The sequence below is a fragment of the Marinobacter sp. ATCH36 genome (assembly GCF_023555055.1).
Taxonomy (GTDB): Bacteria; Pseudomonadota; Gammaproteobacteria; order Pseudomonadales; family Oleiphilaceae; genus Marinobacter.
On the sequence record NZ_JAMJPL010000001.1, the window covers coordinates 754592 to 774654 of the forward strand.

Below are 20063 nucleotides of genomic sequence, written 5' to 3' on the forward strand. Positions count from 1 at the left end.
ACACCCTCCCCGCCAATCAGGCCTACTCCTGAACAGAAAACGAAGCCTTGGGGCCTTTCACCGGCTCCCGGTTTTCCACCTGCCGCAGGTAAACGTCGATCTGTTCATGCAATGGATGCTTCAGGCACCGCTTCTTGATGAAATTCAGGAACGCCGAGGCCTTTTCCCATTGGCCCAGCCCGTTGGCCAGGGCCTGGGCCACCAGCAGGTAGGCCGGGGCCAGCTCCTCGCTGTCGGGGAAGCGTTTGTGAAAGTCCTGCAGCAGCTTCAGTGCAGGCTTGAAGTGACCGCGCTGGTAGAGGCAGCGGGCACAACGCACCGACAGTTCGGGTTCCTCGATCCGGAAGCCCGGCTCAACGGTCTCAATGGCCCCCAGTAGCTTCGCAATGCCATCACCATTGTTCCGGTCTGCCAGCATGTTCAATATCCTGGGGTGGTACCGGTATAACTCCGGAATATCGTTACGGGCGGTCAGCAACTGGTGTAATTGGCCCAGTCGCAACGTGTTCTGGGAGTCCTGTTTCAGAGCGTCTTTCAGCATGGACTGTACGCGGTCGTAGTTGCCATCTTTCAGGTTCATGTCGATGTCGGCGTCGAACCGCCGGGTGCGGTCCCGGTTCTGCATTTCACCATCATGCTCCTCATCCTGAAGATCACTGGCGAACCCGAGCTCTTCCTGGTACTGGAACAACAGATAACCCAGCATATGGAACAGCATGAGGGTGAAGGTACTGTTGAGGAAGCCAGCCAGTGTGCGGGCAACGCCCGGGGCAAAGTGGGTGAGGGCGAAATCCTGGGCGGCGCCGGAGGCCAGTGTCAGCAGGATCAGGTACCCGTAAAGCAGGAAGTACGGTGCGCCAATCCGCGAAATCAGCACCGCAAGATTCATTGGATTCACGGCTGCCATGACCGAATGCTCCATGGCAAGCACCATAATGCTGGCGGGTAGGGCCATTATCACAAAGGCCAGTGCCAGGAACATCAGCAACGGACCGCCTATCATGGCCGCGGCGGCTACCATGCCGCCCATCAGCGCGAACACCAGCAATTGCAGAATGACGATATCAAAGCCACTACCACTGAACGCGACTGCCACGGGTGGTGGTTTCATGTGGCCCTCAGCGGTGTGCCTGATCACCGCATAGGTATACTTCAGCAGCGCCAGGGCCAGCACCAGGGTGATAATCAGCCCGATAAGATTGCCACTGACCAGCAAGGGCACCAATGTACAGATGGCGATAACCATCAGTGGGTCGGTGTGGAACGGGTAGCGGAAAAATGCGCCTATCCGGTTCCAGAAGGGCACCACTTCGGTGGCAGCGCCAAGATAGCGCATGGCACGGCTGCAATGGGGGCATAGCGCATGTTGTTTGCGGGTATCGGCATCCGGCATGCAGCGGGTGCAATAATGCATCTGGCAGTCACCGCAGTGCCATTTTGCGGGTTCGCCGGGGTGATAATGGCAGTCGTGTTTCACTGTCGGCCTGGTTCCGGTAAGTCGAAGAATAAGGGGCAATGATGGCAGAAGGGCCGCCATCTCACCAGACGGCTGTGTTCAGGCTCGGGTAGACTGTCACAGAAGATGCTGCGTATGAGTACTGGCACACAAACAATACCGGAGGACATTTGGAACAGGCGGCAGATCTGAACGTAGCTGAGCCTGGCTCAACAGGCAGCAATGAAAATCGGTATAGCTGGCGGGGTATTCTGTCCCTTGCCCTGAAGCACAAACCGAGACTGGTGCGGGCCAATGTGCTCGCCATTCTGGCCACCGTGGTCAGTGTGCCAATTCCGTTGTTGCTGCCGGTACTGGTGGACGAGGTGCTGCTGGACGAGGCTGGCCCGGTGTTGCCGGTCATGCAGGTTTTTCTGCCCCAGGCCTGGCACCAACCGGCGGTTTATATCGGCCTGATGGTTGTGGCAGCGTTCCTGTTGCGGGTGCTGGCGCTCACGTTCAATGTGCTCCAGTCCCGCGAGTTTTCCAAGATTTCCAAAGATGTGGTGTTCCGTATCCGGTCGCGCTTGCTGGGGCGCCTGCAGCGGGTGGCCATGTCTGAATATGAAATCCGGGGCTCCGGCGGCATTACCAGTCACTTCATCACCGATCTTGATACCATTGACCAGTTTCTTGGCACCACCATCAGCCGTTTCCTGGTGGCAAGCCTGACGGTGTTGGGCACCGCTGTCGTACTGATGTGGGTGCACTGGCAACTGGGGTTGCTGATCCTGCTGTTCAATCCCATGGTGATCTTCGCCACCATGCTTATCGGCAAGCGGGTCAAGGATCTCAAGCGCCGGGAAAACAGCGCCTATGAAGACTTCCAGGGCGACCTTACGGAAACCCTGGACGCCATTCACCAGCTCAGGGCCGCTAACCGTGAGCAGCATTACCTTCGCCAGCTGATCAGTCGTGCCCGCACGGTCCGAGATCATGCTATCCAGTTTGAGTGGCGCAGTGATGCCGCCACCCGCGCGAGTTTTGCGCTGTTCCAGTTTGGCGTGGACACCTTCCGCGCGGCCGCGATGGTGACGGTGCTTTTCAGTGACCTGAGCATTGGTATGATGTTCGCCATCTTCGGCTACCTCTGGTTCATGCTCACGCCGGTGCAGGAAATGCTGAACATGCAATACGCCTGGTTTGCCGCCAATGCTGCACTTGGGCGCATCAACCGGTTACTGGACCTGAAACAGGAACCCCGCTATCCCGCCCTGGAGAATCCGTTTCGGGGTCGCCACACCGTTGGCCTGACCCTGAAAAACATCCACTTCAGTTATGGCGAGGAAGAGGTTCTCAAAGGTATAGACCTGCACCTGGAGCCCGGTGAGAAAGTGGCAGTGGTGGGTGCCAGCGGGGGCGGCAAATCCACCCTCGTACAGGTGATTCTGGGCATGTATACACCGCAGCAGGGGGAAGTGTTGCTGGGCGGTGTGCCGGTTCAGCGTATCGGGTTACCCTGTCTGCGGGAGCACGTCGCCACGGTGTTGCAGCATCCCGCCCTGTTCAATGATACCGTGCGCCAGAACCTGACCCTGGGCCGCGACAAGACCGATGCCGAGATGTGGCAGGCGCTCACCATTGCCCAGTTGGATAAGACCGTGGCCGAAATGCCACATCAGCTTGACACCATGATCGGCCGCCAGGGTGTGCGGCTCTCCGGCGGCCAGCGCCAGCGGCTGGCCATTGCACGGATGGTGCTGTCGGATCCGTCGGTGGTCATTCTGGATGAAGCCACTTCAGCTCTGGATGCAGAAACCGAATTCCAGTTGCACCGGGATCTGGAGGCGTTCCTGCGCCAGCGCACCACTCTGATCATCGCCCACCGTCTCAGCGCGGTGAAACAGGCAGACCGGGTGTATGTGTTCGAGGATGGCTACATCACCGAGGAGGGTCATCATGATGATTTGATTGCCCGCCAGGGACTTTATGCGCAGCTGTATGGCGACCGGCAGGGCTGATGATCGGTGGGGATGGGTATTCACCGCTGCAATACCGAACATTCACGGAACCCCGGTTGAAGTCTCGGCAATCGGTGCAATAGTTATAGGTGACTTCCATAATCAGGGTCTTTATCTCAGTGTATGGAGCAAATGGAGGAGTACACTGAGGTAAAGGCTCCTGCGAAAGCCTTCAGGACTCTTCGGATAATGAAAAGGAGGCACCTCATGTCGAAAGAACAACTTAGCAAAGACAGTCTCAACACCCTCTCCAGCCTTGAGGCTGGCGGTAAGACTTATCATTACTACAGCCTGCCCAAGGCCGCCGACACGCTTGGCAATATAGATAAGTTGCCGTTTTCCCTGAAAGTACTGCTGGAAAACCTGCTGCGCAACCAAGACGACGAGACCGTGGACCGGGGCCATATTGATGCCATGGTCGAGTGGATGAAAGACCGCAAATCCGACACCGAGATCCAGTTTCGTCCTGCCCGGGTTCTGATGCAGGACTTCACCGGCGTGCCCGGTGTGGTGGACCTGGCGGCCATGCGTGAAGCGGTACAGGCTGCCGGCAAGGATCCGGCCATGATCAATCCGCTGTCACCGGTGGATCTGGTAATCGACCATTCGGTGATGGTGGACAATTACGGTGATCCGTCCGCATTCAAGGATAATGTGACCATTGAAATGGAGCGCAACGAGGAGCGTTACGAGTTCCTGCGCTGGGGCCAGCAGGCCTTTGACAACTTCCGGGTGGTGCCGCCGGGCACTGGTATCTGTCACCAGGTGAACCTGGAGTACCTGGGCAAGACCGTCTGGAGCAAGGATCAGGACGGAAAGACCTTTGCCTACCCGGACACGTTGGTGGGCACCGACTCTCACACCACCATGATCAACGGTCTGGGCATCCTGGGCTGGGGCGTTGGTGGTATCGAGGCCGAAGCGGCCATGCTCGGCCAGCCGGTTTCCATGCTGATTCCGGAAGTGGTGGGCTTCAAGATTACCGGCAAGCTCCGTGAGGGCATCACCGCCACCGATCTGGTGCTCACGGTAACAGAAATGCTGCGCAAGAAAGGCGTGGTGGGCAAATTCGTGGAATTCTATGGCGACGGCCTGAAAGACATGCCCGTCGCTGACCGTGCCACCATTGCCAATATGGCACCGGAATATGGCGCTACCTGCGGTTTCTTCCCGGTGGACGAGCAGACCATCAAGTACATGAAGCTGACTGGCCGTGAAAACGACCAGCTTGAACTGGTGGAAGCCTATGCCAAGGCTCAGGGGCTGTGGCGCCAGCCGGGCCAGGAGCCTGTGTACACCGACAACCTTGAGCTGGACATGGGCGAGGTGGAAGCCAGCCTGGCCGGCCCCAAGCGTCCCCAGGATCGTGTAGCCCTAAAAAACATGAAGGCCTCTTTCGAACTGCTGATGGAAACTGCCGAAGGTCCGGCGGATGCCCGGGAGAGCAACCTGGAGTCCGAAGGCGGGCAGACGGCCGTAGGTGTTCAGGACAGCTATCATCATGCCGCCAGCCAGCCGATGGAAATGAATGGCACGAAAACCCGTCTCGACCCGGGCGCGGTGGTTATCGCTGCCATCACTTCCTGTACCAATACCTCCAATCCCAGCGTGATGATGGCCGCCGGTCTGATTGCCCAGAAAGCGGTAGAAAAGGGTCTACAGACCAAGCCCTGGGTGAAAACATCCCTGGCGCCGGGCTCCAAGGTGGTGACCGATTACCTGAAAGTTGCCGGACTGGACGATGATCTGGACAAGCTGGGCTTCAACCTGGTGGGCTACGGCTGCACCACCTGTATCGGCAATTCCGGCCCGCTGCCAGATGCCGTTGAAAAAGCCATCGCTGATGGAGACCTCACCGTGGCCTCGGTGCTGTCCGGTAACCGTAACTTCGAAGGTCGGGTGCACCCGCTGGTGAAAACCAACTGGCTGGCTTCACCCCCTCTGGTTGTAGCTTACGCACTGGCTGGTAATGTGAGGGTGGATCTCTTCAAGGATCCGCTGGGCAAAGACAAGGATGGTAATCCGGTTTACCTCAAGGACCTGTGGCCCAGCCAGCAGGAAATTGCCGAGGCGGTCGAGAAGGTGAAAACCGACATGTTCCACAAGGAATATGCGGAAGTGTTCGATGGCGATGAAACCTGGAAGTCCCTCAAGGCGCCGGAAAGCAAAGTGTATGAGTGGTCCGACAAGTCCACGTACATTCAGCATCCCCCCTTCTTTGAGGGCTTGAAAGAAGAGCCGGACACCATCGACGACGTTAAGGATGCGAACATTCTTGCCCTGCTCGGAGATTCCGTTACCACGGACCATATCTCCCCGGCCGGGTCGTTCAAACCGGACAGCCCGGCGGGTAAATACCTGCAGGAACGGGGTGTTGACCCGAAAGACTTCAACTCTTACGGCTCACGCCGGGGTAACCATGAAGTAATGATGCGTGGCACCTTCGCCAACGTGCGCATCAAGAACGAGATGCTCGATGGCGTGGAAGGTGGTTTCACCCGCTTCGTGCCAACGGGCGAAGAAATGCCCATCTACGACGCCGCGATGAAGTACCAGGAGAACAACACGCCCCTGGTGGTAATTGCTGGCAAGGAATACGGCACCGGCTCCAGCCGTGACTGGGCCGCCAAGGGTACCCGCCTGCTCGGTGTCAGGGCAGTGGTTGCCGAGTCTTACGAACGGATTCACCGCTCAAACCTGATCGGCATGGGTGTGATGCCCCTGCAATTCCAGGAAGGCGTTGATCGCAAGAGCCTGAAGCTCACCGGCGACGAGACCATCAGCATCAAAGGGCTGTCGGATGAAATTAAGCCCGGGCAGAAGCTTGAAATGACGGTGACCTATCCGGATGGTGGCACGGAAAGCTGTGAGCTCATGTCCCGAATTGATACCGCGAATGAAGCCGTTTACTTCAAGCATGGCGGCATTCTTCATTATGTGGTCAGGGAGATGCTTCGTAATGCCTGAACACATGTGACGGACACCAGTCACATCGAATCCAAAAGAATTCAAGAAAATTGAAGAGAGAGACTATGACCGATCAACCGTTTCTGACCGACGTTAAGACCCTCCGCGAGAGGGCACGCAAACACATTGAACAGGGTGCCGTGACAGAGGGTTACGGCGCCAATCGTGATAATGTGGTAAAGATTCTAAACGAGGCCCTGGCGACCGAAATTGTCTGCACATTGCGGTATAAGAGTCATTATTTCCGGGCCGAAGGGATCAATGCCAATGTTGCTGCCCAGGAGTTCCTCGAACACGCAGACCAGGAACAGCAGCACGCTGACTGGCTTGCCGAGCGTATTGTGCAGTTGGGCGGTAACCCCAACTTTTCACCGGAAGGCCTCCTGACCCGGTCTCACGCCGAGTTTGTCGAAGGGGATACTCTCCGGGATATGGTGGTTGAAGACCTGGTGGCCGAGCGTATCGCCATCGACAGCTACCGGGAGATTGCCCGCTATCTGGGCGACCAGGACCCGACCTCACGGCGCATAATCGAGGACATCCTGGCCCAGGAAGAAGAGCACGCTGACGATATGGCCGGGCTGTTGGAAGGTCTGGACGCCTGAATAGGCGGCCCGCCTGGCTGCTGATGGGAAGTTCATAAATCAGTGGTCAGGCAACATCGCTCTCCAGGCTGATCCAGAACGTAGAGCCCTCACCCTCTGACGAGCTGAATCCTACTGAACCGTCCATACGGGTGATCAGCTCTCTGGTGATTGCCAGCCCAAGGCCGGTTCCCCCCTTGCTCCGGGTTGCCGATCCGTCTGCCTGTGCAAATTTATCGAAAACCTGTTCGTGAAACTTTTCGGGGATGCCTTCTCCGTAGTCACGGACAAAAATGGTTACCAGGCCATCTTTTTCCGTAGCGAACAGGTCCACAATATTTCCTTCTTCGGAAAATTTGATAGCGTTGGATAGCAGGTTGTTGAGCGCCTGAGCCATGCGTCTCGAGTCGACCCTGATCGCAATGGTGTCGGGCACAGGACCAAGGTGTATTGAAATGTCTCTTCGGTCACCGAGAGGCTGGTTCTCTTCAGCTGCTTGCTGCAGAATTTGCCTCAGCGATGTCGGATTCAACTGGAAACTCATTTTTCCCTCGGCCAGTTTGTCGATATCCAGTAGATCATTGATGAGGTAAGTGAGTTGGCGGCCATTGCGGCTGGCGATTGCGAGCATTTCCCTGGCCTTGTCTGGCACAGGTCCAGCAACGCCGGAAGCAACCAGGTCCAGAGAGCCCACAATGGAGGTCAAGGGTGTGCGAAGTTCGTGGCTGACCGTGGAAATAAATTCATTTTTCAGTTTTTCGGTTCGCCTGCGCTCAGAAATGTCTTTCACCAACGACCATATCAGTGGTTCCCCACTGACACTTTCTATCAGAACGCCCTGAAGGAGAACCGGAACCAGGCTGCCATCCCTTCGCCTGAGCTCCTGCTCAAACGGGCCGTAACGACCATGCTCTTTCAGGTCGGCGGCGGCCTGCTGTTTCTGTGTTTCATATCCCGGAGGTGTTACATCCCAGTACTCAAGCTCCATGAACTCTGAGTGGGAGTAACCGGTACAGTCCAGCAGCGCGGCGTTAGCATCCCGGTTGCGGCCACTGTAGAAATCGGTCAGCAAAATGCCGATTGGCGACAGCTCGAAGAATGCGCGCAGTTGCTGTTCACTTTCCTGAAGCGCCAGCTGGGTACGTTTTTTCTCGTCAATATTGGCGATAAAACCGTGCCAGACGACGCTGTCATCCGGGCGGCGTTCCGGTGTCGCGCGGCCCTCGACCCATTTCCAGTCCTCACCGGCTCCCTTGACCCGATACTGGGATTCCCAAAGACTCAGTGATTCCTCGGATTGCCGGATAGACTCAGCCACGTAAGCGACATCGTCCGGGTGTATGGCGTCGAATGCAGGACTGGCGTCTTTTTCGACAGCGTCAGGCGAAACACCATAAATGTCGTATATACCCTCGCTGCTATAGGGAAACCGTGAGCGACCGTCCTGATACCGCTGGAACTGGTAGAGCATTCCGGGCACGTTGACGGATAGTTTTTTCAGTGTGTCTTCATGGGCATGCTGCTGGATAAGCGCGGCAACCCACTGGGCCAGCCCCAGGACAAAAAGACGATCCAGGTCTGTAAACGGGGTGGTCCTGGGTGAAACCGATGAAAAATTCAGGGTGCCAAACACTTTGCCATCAAACTCTATGGGCGCGGCAATATAGCTCTCCAGGCCCTGCTCGGCATAACAGGGCTGATTGCAGTATTCGGAAGTGGCCATATGGCTGATCGCCAGGTGATCGCGTTTTTCAAGCATCAGCGAGCAATAGGTCTGCGCAACCGGCATCGACAGCCCTGTCGCCAGTACCGAGGTTTCCGGTGCTCTGAACCATCGCACGGTATAGGTATCGTCATTGATTTCGCTGACGATGCCTGTCTCCAATTCCAGGTGCTCCCGGCCAAGATCCAGGGCCATGGTTATTTTCTGTTCCAGGGAACCGGACGCGTCGACGCTGAGCCTGTTGAGGGTGCTCAGAATTTGAGTTTTTTCCAGTTGTTCCCGGCGTGATTTTCGCGCCTCGAAATCGTTGATTTCGTTTTCAACACACCGAGCAAGTTCCTGGAGCAGTTCCTGCTGCGCGGAATCGAGCGATTTTGGAATGGTACCGATGATGCAAAGCGTGCCGAGGCGGTATCCCTCGTGATTGTGGAGAGGCGCACCTGCATAGAAGCGAATGTAGGGCGGTCCGATAACCAGTGGATTATCAGAAAAGCGGGAATCAAGATGGGTGTCTTCGATGATGAAAAGCTGTTGACCGAGAATCGCGTGCCCGCAGAAAGAGATGTCCCGCGACGTCTGGCGGGCATCCAGTCCTTGGCAGGATTTGAACCATTGCCTTTTCTCATCAACCAGAGAGACCAGGGCAATGGGAACGCTGAACGCCAGTTTTGCCATTCGTGTCAACCGGTCAAATCGTTCTTCCGGTGGCGTATCCAGGAGGTTTGTGTTCTGCAGAGCGAGCAGTCGATCTGGTTCGTTAGCGGGTGTTTCAGGTGCTTTCATCGCTCTGCTCTCCTGTCGAACCTGCGTTTTCGGCGGTCGGTATGTCCACCCAGAAATGTGCGCCGTTATCATTGTAATAGCCAACAGCGCCATGCATCAGCGTTGCCAACTCGTCACTGATGGCGAGCCCCAGGCCTGTGCCTTTGACAGATCGGGCGGTGCCGGTCTCTGCCTGCGCAAATCGCTTGAAGACGCTGTCGGCAAAAGAATCCGGCACTCCGGAACCCTGGTCACTGACGGTAATCCGGACCCACTCTGATGCACGTCGTTCCGCGGTTACCCTGACAATCCCGTTTTTCGGAGAATACTTGATGGCGTTACTGAGGAAGTTGTCGAGAATCTGTCGAACCCTGTGTTTGTCGCAATGCAGGTTGACCGAGACGCTTGCTTCAGCTACGAGTTGCACCGTATGCTCAGCAGCCATCGTGACATTGTCTGCAATGGCAGCGTCCAGAATGGGTTTGAGTGGTTCGCTCTGGATGCGAACTTTCAGACTTCCACTCGAGAGTTTGTTGAAATCCAGCAGGTCTGAAATCAGCAGCTGCAAACGTTCCCCGTTTCTCAGCGCAAGACTGGCCATTTCCTGACTTTTGTCGTTGAGCGGGCCGGTGATTCCGGAGGCCAGCAGTTTCAGGGCGCCAGTCATGGAGGTGAGGGGGGTGCGTAACTCGTGACTGACGGATGACATGAAGTGTTCCTTGAGTCTTGCCAGGTTGTCCCGCTCCTCCAGCAGTCGGTTGAATGCACCAGCCAAGCTTTTGAGCTCTGGGAGGCCGGTTTCTTTCAGGCGCATCGCGGAATCCGGGCGCTCAGCCATTCTTTGTATTCTCGAGGTCATCCGGTCCAGAGGCGACATGGTCGATCGAACCAGTAGGTAGCTCAGGACAGCCAGCGCCAGGGTGATCAATAAACTGATGCTGAAAAAACGAAAAAATGAGTCCCTGGCAGGCGTTGTTGCTTGCTCGTAAGGTACGGCACGAACGAACACCCACCCTAATCTCTGCAGGTGTTTGGTAGCGTATAGCAGGGTCTGCCCCTGCTGGTCTTCTACCTGGCCCAGGGTAATGCCGGTCAGCGCGGCGTCGGTCAGGGGATCTGCGCCCGGCGGTGGTAACGGCTCGATACGCTGCGAGCCTTGTCCTGAATCGACGTAAAGAAAGTTTTGCGTATCAATGATTCTTTCAATGCTGTGTGAGTCGCTCCTGCCTGTCTGACGATTCGCCGGTAGCAGGCTGGTTTCGCCAAGATCAAGGATCCCGCCAACAAAGCCCAGCAGGTCCTGATCATCCGTTTCAATTGGCGCCAGAAAAGACAGCAGTGGTCTGCCCGTGGTTCGTCCGATAATGGGTTTACTGACCACGGGTCGCCGTGTTTTCAGCGCCTCCTGGAAGTGTGGGCGATCCAGGTACTGGGTGCCGACACGATCGGGAACGTAGATATTCTCGGCGACTGCTCGTGCCTTTTCATCGAACACCAGTAGCCCGGCTGGCATCAGGTCGCGCAGCGTTGTCTGCCGCCCCAACGCTGACTCCAGCTCGGCACGGTCTGGCAAGTCATTATTGCTGGCAAGCTGGCCTGCCAGAGCGGACAGGGCATTCAGGCGCAGCTGAAGCTTCTGGTCGACCTGTTCCGAGGTCCTTTCAGCTTCCAGTATCTGGCGCTGGATCAGTAAGTCCTCAAAATCGTGAATCAGAGCCTGGTAAGCGGTTATTACGATAGCGGCAACTGTTAACAGACTGCCTCCGATAACAATCAGAGCCACCCGGCTGCCGAGGGAAAGGGATTTGCCTGACTGCAATGAAGTGCCTCGCTGTTGCGTTTTGCAGGAGAATGTTTTGTGATGAACTCAGGTTAGCCGAATGTACGCGGTTATATCAGTAAAAGTTTGAGGTGTCAGACCTTTTATGGACAAAAAAGTACCAGAGGGCGTCGGGGAAAAGCTCGCTCGCCTGCGGCTGAAGTTCCGCAGCAAAACAGAGGGCGAACTTGATCAGTTGGCGGAAATTGCTTCCCAACTGACTTGTGGCGACCAGGCACGCCCCGACATGACAGAAAGCATAGCATCGGCCTACAGTGCACTGCACCGGCTGGCAGGTTCCGCCGGGACTTTTGGATATAACGAATTGGGTGATCATGCGCGTGTTCTCGAAGAACGCTTGAAACCTTTAGCAGAGCGACTGTCGGCTGATATAGATAAGGATAGCGATCACCGCGAGGAAGATACGCAACAGCTGCTTGAAGTTATTGCTGAAGCACAACATCTGCGCACGCTGTTAGATGGAACGGTTGAGCCTATGGAGGGTAAGCCAGGGCACCAGCCGCGTGACAGCGAACAGGACAGTGAGGTAGCTCCGGACATTCAGGTTATTCTGTGCGGGCTTCCGGAAAAAACCGCCGTTTTTCTTGAACAGGCCCTCTCCAACTATGGATTTTTGATATCGAGAATGGATGTTGAGTCGCTGCCGCTCGCGGAAAAAACGCGAATGGCAGCAGTGGTGACCAGTGAAGATGAGCTTGCCCGGGTTTCGAGCGCTTTAGAGCCGTCTGAGTCCGCAGGCAACGCCTCCAGACCTCCACTCTTATGCCTTGGGCGCCAGGATGATTTCAACAGCCGGTACTCTCTGGCTGAGGCTGGTGCGGATGCGTTTTTCCCGGAACCCATTGATGCGCCAAAGCTGGCAGAAAGAATCGAGCGGCTGGTTAATGACCAGAATGAACCGGTTTCCGGGAAGATACTGATTCTTGATGATGACGAATACCTGGTTACCCGTTACTGTACAGTTCTTGAAAACGCCGGCTTTTGTGTGAGAGCAATCAATGACCCGGAAACCGTTCTTTCCGAGCTTTCGGAGTTCCGCCCGGATATTATGCTTCTGGATGTGCGGATGGGAGCTTACTCTGGAACCACGGTCGCCAAGCTGATTCGCTTTGATCCGGAGTGGCTGAGTCTGCCCATCGTCTATCTTTCGTCCGAGCGGGATAAACATGTACAGCTCGAGGCTCTGGCCAAAGGAGCGGATGAATTCATCACCAAACCGGTTTCTGATGACTACCTTGTCCGGACGGCGCAGATCCGCTGTTATCGTGCGCAGCAGCTGAACGAACTGCTGATAAAAGACAGTCTCACGGGGCTGCTGAAGCATTCGGTTATCAAGCAGGAGGTGGAAAACGAGCATGCAAGATGCCAGCGAATGTCGCATGTGTCGTCCGTAGCAATGCTGGATCTTGATCATTTCAAGGCGGTCAATGACCAGTATGGCCACCGAACGGGCGATGTGGTCATCAAAGCGCTCTCCAACCTGCTCAGGCACCGTCTGCGCTCAACAGACCTTATTGGGCGGTATGGTGGAGAGGAATTCGCAGTCATCCTGCCGGAATGCACAACGGATGAAGCACAGAAGGTGCTGAGCCAGATCTGTAATGCCTTTGCCGATATATCATTCGCCACTCCTGACGGTGACTTGTCGGTCACTCTCAGTGCCGGAGTAGCGGCACTGAATGCGTTCGCTTCCGGCAGCGATGCCTTGGATGCTGCCGACCAGGCACTATATGAACGCAAGACTTCCGGTCGGAATGGCGTTACCGTTTTTCACCAGGTTTGAAACGCGACTCTTATGAAAGCACTGATTCTTGAAGACGACATGTTGTTGGCCGACCTGATAGAAACGGTGGTTGACGGACTTTATCCTGGCGGCACGGTTTTCGTCACATCGTCCGTTGAAAATGCCCTGGATCATTGGTCGCAACACGGGGCTGACCTGTTGATTATTGACTGGAACCTGCCGGACGGGTCGGGTCTTGATGTGGTCAGGGCAGTCCGGGAAAATGACAAAAATTCTGTGATCGTCATGGTGTCCGGCCGATCGGACCGGGAGTCTGTCCTAAAGGCTGCGCACTATGGTATCAGTGGCTACATCAGCAAACCTTTTGATGTGGCACTGCTGCACGAAAGGCTGACGGCACTGATTGATCCTGAGGCTTTTTATAACGATACGCCTCTGGATCTCGATGAGCTTCTTCAAACCTCGATGGACTCGGTCATTCAGCTTCCGGCAGCTTTTGATGCTGCAAAAATCATCGAGCTGTTTGATCGCAGACAGGATCTCTCTGTTTCGCAACTTGCTGAGCGCTGGAACGGCGAGGTGGCTTTGACAACCCGGCTGTTGGATGTAGCCAATAGCGCTTCGCTTCAGAAAACGGGTGAACCGGTGCGTAATCTCAAAGATGCGATTGCAACCATGGGAGTGGACAGAGCGCTTCAGCATGCCATGGCGCTGTCGCTTGATATATCCGGGCAATTACGCGACGGCCGCCTCGCTGAAATAGCTGCTGGGTTTCTCGAAAAATCCAAAAAGGTGGCAAGCGAAGCTGAGCGGATTGCGCTGAGAGTGGATGCCAATCATTCAGAGGTTCACACTGCGGCTCTGCTTAGCCGCGTGGGGGAACTGGCAGTGCTCAAGGTGATGCAGCAATGCCTCGATCGCAATGGCTCAATACCCGATGACCGGATTGAAAGTGTGCTGCAAACATGGGCACAGAACTACGGGAATCGCCTCAAGGTGCAGTGGCACCTACCTTTGCAGTTACGGGAATTGATTGGAGCTGTTCACTTTTTGCCGCGTGAGGCCACCAGCGAATCGAAACTGATCATGCGTACGTCCGCATTGCTGGTGGATGAGGAAGAGCCCAGCGAAGAATGTTTGCGCCTGTTACGCAGGCTGGGCCTGAGCGATAGCAACACGGAGAGTCACAATGGGTGAGCAAAGAGGACAGCTTCAGCGAATCCTCTATGTGGAGGATGATGCCGATATCAGAGCAGTGGCTGAACTGGCACTGGCAACGGTTGGCGGATTCTCGCTCAAAAGTTGTAGCTCGGGGCAGGAAGCACTTCTGGAAGGCCCGGATTTTGCGCCCGAGCTAATCCTTCTTGATGTAATGATGCCTGGCATGGATGGCCCGTCCACGTTCCATGCCATGCAGGCAGACCCTGTGCTGAAGGGTGTACCGGTAGTATTCATGACCGCCAAGGTGCAAACTGAAGAAGTTGCGTCGTACCGGGAACTGGGAGCAGTGGAAGTGATACCCAAGCCATTTGACCCCATGACCCTGGCAGACCAGATATGCGAAATATGGAAGTCCAAGGTTTGAGCATGTTTAACAAAGAATCTCCGGAAGAACTCAAAAGCAAACTGAATCTGGAAACCTCCCGGATCAACTGGCACGATCTTCAGGTTTACTACGCTCGTGGCCATGTGGTGAAAGTGGGACCCGAACTGGATCTTCTTGATGTCGCGGCAGAGCTGGCGGCCGACAATACCACGAGGTTCAAAAGCTGGATGGACGCCGGTCAGGTGGGAGACGTTGCACCCGATCTGGCCCGTCACTGGTACGACGAAAACACCGAACTCTGGGCTGTGGTTATCGCGCCCTGGGTTCTGGTGCAGGACAGGTCAGGCCATGTACTCCACTGACCGTTACGGTTGTACGCCGTGAAACTGCATTATTTCCACGGTCGTGGCCCGCTGCGCTCGCTGGTGATGCTTCGTGACCAGCGTCGGGTCGAGCTTTTCATAAAGCCGATTGGTGACAACGTCTGGGCGCTGGTGGCGCTCAGCGGATCGTTGAACGGCCAGCCCGAGAAACACCGCTGCCAGGGCCCCTATCGTTCCATTACTCAGGCAGAATCGGTACTGCGCAGTGTTGCCGGTGCATTGATGGGAAAGGATTACCAGCCCCAGCCCCACGATTATGTGGTCTGGTCCGTCATGGCTCAGCGATGTGCCCGCACCATTCGTATCGACCGTGATGCCAGCGCCGGCACCTTTCATTTTGACCCCGACCAGTATGAGCCCATCGGCTAACTGCCCATCTGATCAATCACTTCCGAGGACGTCATGCTCACCGGCGCATTGCTGATTCTGGCTCCGCTTTTCCTGGGATTTGCCCTGGCTCTGGAGAACCGTTATTTGATGACGGCCATACACTACGGTGTAGAGGGGTTGGTGTATTTTATCCTTGCCCTGTTGGGGCTTGGTCTGGGGCAAATGGAAGGGGTTGGCAGCCAGTTGGCCAGCATGGCTTCCCAGGTGGCTGCCCTGGTGTTGGTATTATTTGTCGCCAATATGGCCGGGTTATGGCTGTTTCATCGTTGGCAACCCATGGCGACGAGAGAGGATCATGTGGATCAGCCCCGAGGTTATCGCCGCCTGTTCCTGGCAGGGTTGAAGCCTCTGGTGGCGGTTTTGGCGGGGGGATTGGCCGGATTTTACCTGCTCCCTGACCTGCCCATGGCAGAGGATGTGGCAACCTGGTCATTGATGCTGTTGCTGTTTCTGATTGGCCTGCAGCTGCGCAATGCCGGATTGTCCCTTCGCAGGCTGCTGCTGAATCGTCAGGGCCTGGGCATCGCATTGGCCATGGCCGGGAGTTCGTTGCTGGCGGGGCTGGTCCTGGTGCCCTGGCTGGATGCCGCCTGGCATGAGTCGCTGGCACTGGCGTCGGGATTTGGCTGGTATTCGCTGTCCGGCATCGTGATTGGTGATGCCCTTGGGCCGGCCTGGGGTGGCGTGGCATTTCTTAATGACGTTATCCGGGAAATTATCGCGCTGGCCATTATTCCTCTTTTAATTGGTCAGCGACCGGCTATGGCAATTGGTTACGGCGGTGCTACCGCCATGGACTTTACACTGCCGGTTATCCGCAGCAGTGGCGGCCTGGCTTGCGTGCCGGTGGCCATTGCCTCGGGTTTTATCCTGTCATTCCTGTCTCCGGTATTCATGGCTGTGTTTCTTTCATTGGGATAAGCAGTTCCGTAGCTGGCTGCCAGGCCAGGGATTTGTACCACTGGTCGCAAAGCCGTCGCACTGAGCTGAGGGCATCAAGAGTGCGTTCTCCGGCAATCGGCGAAAACTCACCTCTGACGATCATGGCGAGCATGCGGGATTTGAGCATATGATAGGTTTTCTCGGTGTCATTCAGTGTCTCCGGTAAACGTTTATCTGCTGCCACCAGGGTTCTCAGTAAATCCACATACTCGTCAAGCTCTTCGGAAAGGACGGATAGCTGAGGCAGTTTCCGGGCTTCTCTTAACTGCAACAGGGCCGGCGCCAAATCCGTGGCTTCTGCCAGATAGCGACAGGTCAGCATGCTCCGGGTCAGGGTGTCGAGGGTTGTCGGATGTATTTTTTCCGCCCGGAGCCTGGAGATGTAGTCAGCAATCGCCGTGTTGATGGTCAGGCAGGTCTCCGCCTTCGGGCGTATTTGCGCAGGCTTCAGATCTTCCCGGTCGAGGCTTACGCGCAGAAGCCCCCGGGTGAGGTCGAACAGGCGCTTCATCTCCTGGTCAACAGCACCCACTGCAAGCTCCGGGGTAGTAATCAGTGTGTTATCCAGAAACCGGGGTTCGGCAAGATCCTCCTCCTTGCTTCGAAACAGTCGCCCCAGAACTCGTGCAAAGTGGGGCGTAAAGGGCAGCATCAAAAAGGCACCGAGGACATTGAACAGGGTGTGGAACAGGGCCAGGGAGACAGTAATGTTGGCATCGAGCGATAACGAGTCAGCCAGTAAGGCAACGGTCCATAGCATGACCGGCAGAATCAGCAGCGCGATAACACCGGTCACGGCATTGAAAAGGATATGGCCAACAGCAAGGCGGCGGGCGTTGGCGGTTGCTTTCAGGGCTGACAGGGCCGCTGTTGAGGTGGAGCCGAGGTTTGCACCGATAACCGCTGCTGCAGCATTGTTCAGGGGTATCAGGCCGCCGGCTGCTGCAGTCAGGACCATTGCCAGTGCAGCACTCGAGGACTGGGTCAGCACCGTTGCCAGAAAGCCGATCAACATGAACGCGGGCAAGCCGTAGTCGTTTTGCAGCAGGATGCCGTTGTCCAGGCCCCCGGTGACCGATTCCAGGGAAGACTTGAGGATAGACAGGCCGAGAAAAAACAGTGCGAAACCGGCCAGAGCCTCGCCGAGGGACTGACTGCGTAGATTGCCTGATATCAGCTTTAGCCCGACGCCTGCGGCGAGAATGGGCAGGGCAATGGCCTCAATGTTGAAACCGAACCCTACCAGGCTGACAAGCCAGGCCGTCACGGTGGTCCCGATGTTGGAGCCAAAAATGACACCCAGGGACTGGCTGAGGCTCAGAAGACCTGCGTTTACAAATCCTATGGTGGCAACGGTTACCGCGCCGGACGACTGGACCACGCCGGTGATCAGAAAGCCCGCCGCAAGGCCGCGTAACGGTGTCTTGGTCCAGTGGCCCAGCATGTGACGGAGATGGTGCCCCGCAGCACTCTTCAGACCGTTGGTCATCATCTCCATGGCCAGCAGGAAGAGGGCGAGGCCGCCCAGAATCTGGAACAGGGTTGCGATCATTTGCCGATTTATGAATCCTGAAGTGGAGTTACTGAGAGCTTAGCAGAGCTCCGGCCGCCTCCACGGTTCGTCAGGCAAGAAACTTGCGGACATCGATTCTGTAATCGTCCGGATCGACGGATCGCAGAATACGGTCCTGGGTGCCCGGTTGGGAAAGGTCCAGCGTGTCCACGGTGATGGGCAGGCGGAAGCGGGTGTTGTACATCACGCGGACCACGGGCAGGCGCTGGTCCTCTTCATTGGTTTCCACCACCACCCCAAGGCGACCACTCTCAAGAAGCACCAGAGCGCCAATAGGGTAGAGGCCAACGCACCGGATAAACTCTTTCACCAGGGCAGGGTCCAGGTGGCTGCCGCTCCATTCCAACAACTTCTTGAGGCCCTGGGTCGGCGTCATGCCCTTGTGATAGACCCGGTCCGAGGTGATAGCGTCGTAGACATCGGTAATGGCCACCATGCGCCCGTATACAGAAATCTCATCCCCTATAAGGCCTTCCGGATAGCCGCTGCCGTCCAGACGCTCGTGATGTTCTGCTGCTGTGATAATGGTCAGTTCACCGATACCTTCGGTTGAACACAGGATTTCCCGCGAATGCCGGGCATGGGCTTTCATTACCTCGAACTCCTCCTGCGTCAGCCGCCCCGGCTTATGCAGAATCTCGTCCGGTGTAAGGATCTTGCCAATGTCATGAAGCAGGGCACCGACGATGGTCTGGTGCAGTGCGTCTGGCGATAGTTTGCGATAGTTGCCGAACAGGGACATCAGCACACTGAGGTTAACGGAGTGCTCCATCAGGTAGTTGTCTTTTTCGCGGATACGGCCCAGACAACTGAGTGCATTGGCATTCCGGAAAACCGAGCTCTGAAGCTCGTGGGCCAACTGGTGGATAGGTGCTATATCGATGGCGCCGCCGATCTTTACGCTGTTCATCAGGTTACCCACCAGCCCCTGGGCATGGGTGTGTATCTGCTGGGCAAATACCATTTCTTCAGCAACGCTGACCCGCTTGTAAACGCCGGGTTTCAGCCCCCCTGCGTTTTGTAGGGCCGCTTCGTTGCGCTGGTCAACCTCATGGGCTGGTTCCGAATCCTGGGAATCCAGGCCGCGGGAAACATCGATATAAACGGAATCCACCCCCATTCGGCGAATTTTCTCGATGGTTTCCTCTTTTTTGATGAATCCGCGGCGACGCTGGGTATTATGAGGAATCCAGTCGTTGTTCAGGTCGGTGATGTACATGCCGACCTTCAGTGCTGATACGGGAATGTGTTTGATCATTGACGTTGGAAGAACGTTCTCAGGCTATTGTCATAAGTGGTAGCCAATACGTTCTCCAGCGGCAATTGTTTCACTTCGGCGATTTTCTCGGCAACAAACGGGATATAGAAAGGCGCATTCTCCTTGCCGCGATAGGGTGCCGGGGTCAGGAACGGCGAATCCGTTTCCAGCAGAATCTGTTCGATGGGCGCCATACGCACGATGTCGCGGACGTTTTCCGCCTTGTTGAAGGTGGTGATGCCGTTAAAACCAAGGCACCAGCCCTGATTCAGGGCATACTGCGCCAGGCCGGGGCCGGAGGTGAAACTGTGAATCACTCCCCGGCGCTTGAGGGTACTTTCGAACTCTTTCAGGATCTCGATGGTGTCCTCGTCGGCCTCGCGGCTGTGAATCACCACCGGGCGGTCCGTGTCGCAGGCGATCTGAAGCTGGCGGCGGAATACATCACGCTGGACATCGCGATCCGCGTTGTCGTAGAAGTAATCCAGACCGATCTCACCCACCGCCACGATCTTCTCGTCACCGGCATGGGCGCGGATTTCCGCTTCGGCCGCATCGGAATACTTTTCCGCATCATGGGGGTGAATGCCCTGTGTCCCGTAAACCCAGGGTGCTGCCTGGCTGAGCTCCCGGACCGTAGACAGGTTCTCCGGTGATACCGCAATGGTGATCACCCGCTCGATATTGACCCGCTGTGCTTCGGCCAGGGTTTCCTCAAGAGGACGGTCCTTGAGGTAATCCAGGTGGCAGTGGGTTTCAATAATCGGATGATCAAATACGGGAATCTCGCGACGTTTTTTACTCATATCCGGACACCACACTCTAATGCAACCGCGGGAACGGCTGCTATGCTGAATATTTGAGGACGGTAGTTTACCAGCTTGTCCGATTATTG

15 protein-coding genes are annotated in these 20063 nt (G+C 56.2%); 9 read left to right on the top strand and 6 right to left on the bottom strand.

Annotation, left to right across the window (positions count from 1 at the left end):
• Positions 1-22: 22 nt before the first annotated feature.
• Positions 23-1477, bottom strand: coding sequence for a hypothetical protein (locus M8010_RS03345; RefSeq protein WP_250088520.1), 1455 nt, complete (start codon positions 1475-1477; stop codon positions 23-25).
• A 167-nt stretch (positions 1478-1644) separates the two neighbouring features.
• Here M8010_RS03345 and M8010_RS03350 point away from each other — a divergent pair, with 167 nt between their 5' ends.
• The 3 genes from M8010_RS03350 (at position 1645) to M8010_RS03360 (ending at position 7028) form a co-directional block, all read left to right on the top strand.
• On the top strand, positions 1645-3456 hold the full coding sequence (locus tag M8010_RS03350; RefSeq protein ID WP_502846201.1) for an ABC transporter ATP-binding protein: 1812 nt from the start codon (positions 1645-1647) through the stop codon (positions 3454-3456).
• 207 nt (positions 3457-3663) lie between these two features.
• On the top strand, positions 3664-6423 hold the full coding sequence (acnA, locus tag M8010_RS03355) for an aconitate hydratase AcnA (RefSeq protein ID WP_250088524.1): 2760 nt from the start codon (positions 3664-3666) through the stop codon (positions 6421-6423).
• Between the two features lie 65 nt (positions 6424-6488).
• A complete protein-coding gene (locus M8010_RS03360; RefSeq protein ID WP_250088526.1) occupies positions 6489-7028 on the top strand; it encodes a ferritin-like domain-containing protein in 540 nt (179 codons plus the stop codon).
• Between the two features lie 46 nt (positions 7029-7074).
• Here M8010_RS03360 and M8010_RS03365 read toward each other — a convergent pair whose 3' ends face one another.
• Both M8010_RS03365 and M8010_RS03370 read right to left on the bottom strand, forming a co-directional pair.
• Complete coding sequence (locus M8010_RS03365) at positions 7075-9513, bottom strand: GAF domain-containing protein (protein WP_250088542.1); 2439 nt, start codon at positions 9511-9513, stop codon at positions 7075-7077.
• Complete coding sequence (locus tag M8010_RS03370) at positions 9500-11311, bottom strand: sensor histidine kinase (RefSeq protein ID WP_250088544.1); 1812 nt, start codon at positions 11309-11311, stop codon at positions 9500-9502. Before M8010_RS03370 ends, M8010_RS03365 begins: the two co-directional genes overlap by 14 nt.
• Positions 11312-11417: 106 nt before the next feature.
• Between M8010_RS03370 and M8010_RS03375 the strand changes: the two genes are divergently transcribed.
• From M8010_RS03375 to M8010_RS03400, 6 genes are read left to right on the top strand one after another with little or no spacing between them, the layout of a single operon-like run.
• A complete protein-coding gene (locus tag M8010_RS03375; protein WP_250088565.1) occupies positions 11418-13115 on the top strand; it encodes a diguanylate cyclase in 1698 nt (565 codons plus the stop codon).
• A gap of 12 nt (positions 13116-13127) precedes the next feature.
• Positions 13128-14273, top strand: a complete 1146-nt coding sequence (locus tag M8010_RS03380) for a response regulator (protein ID WP_250088567.1) — start codon at positions 13128-13130, stop codon at positions 14271-14273.
• Positions 14266-14661, top strand: a complete 396-nt coding sequence (locus tag M8010_RS03385) for a response regulator (RefSeq protein WP_250088569.1) — start codon at positions 14266-14268, stop codon at positions 14659-14661. Before M8010_RS03380 ends, M8010_RS03385 begins: the two co-directional genes overlap by 8 nt.
• Positions 14662-14663: 2 nt before the next feature.
• Complete coding sequence (locus M8010_RS03390) at positions 14664-14984, top strand: DUF2288 domain-containing protein (RefSeq protein WP_250088571.1); 321 nt, start codon at positions 14664-14666, stop codon at positions 14982-14984.
• Between the two features lie 18 nt (positions 14985-15002).
• The gene (locus tag M8010_RS03395) at positions 15003-15374 is read left to right on the top strand and encodes a PA4575 family protein (protein ID WP_250088573.1); all 372 of its coding nucleotides are present in this window, start codon (positions 15003-15005) and stop codon (positions 15372-15374) included.
• Positions 15375-15407: 33 nt separating this feature from the next.
• Positions 15408-16316 (top strand): LysO family transporter, encoded by a 909-nt coding sequence (locus M8010_RS03400; RefSeq protein ID WP_250088581.1) that lies wholly within the window; start codon positions 15408-15410, stop codon positions 16314-16316.
• On the opposite strand, the gene M8010_RS03405 is transcribed toward M8010_RS03400, so the two are convergent.
• From M8010_RS03405 to M8010_RS03415, 3 genes are all read right to left on the bottom strand, one after another.
• Positions 16288-17889, bottom strand: a complete 1602-nt coding sequence (locus M8010_RS03405) for a Na/Pi cotransporter family protein (protein WP_250088583.1) — start codon at positions 17887-17889, stop codon at positions 16288-16290. The genes M8010_RS03400 and M8010_RS03405 overlap by 29 nt on opposite strands.
• 70 nt (positions 17890-17959) lie before the next feature.
• Positions 17960-19168 (bottom strand): HD-GYP domain-containing protein, encoded by a 1209-nt coding sequence (locus M8010_RS03410; protein WP_250088586.1) that lies wholly within the window; start codon positions 19166-19168, stop codon positions 17960-17962.
• Complete coding sequence (locus M8010_RS03415; RefSeq protein WP_250088593.1) at positions 19165-19974, bottom strand: TatD family hydrolase; 810 nt, start codon at positions 19972-19974, stop codon at positions 19165-19167. Before M8010_RS03415 ends, M8010_RS03410 begins: the two co-directional genes overlap by 4 nt.
• Between the last annotated feature and the right edge of the window lie 89 nt (positions 19975-20063).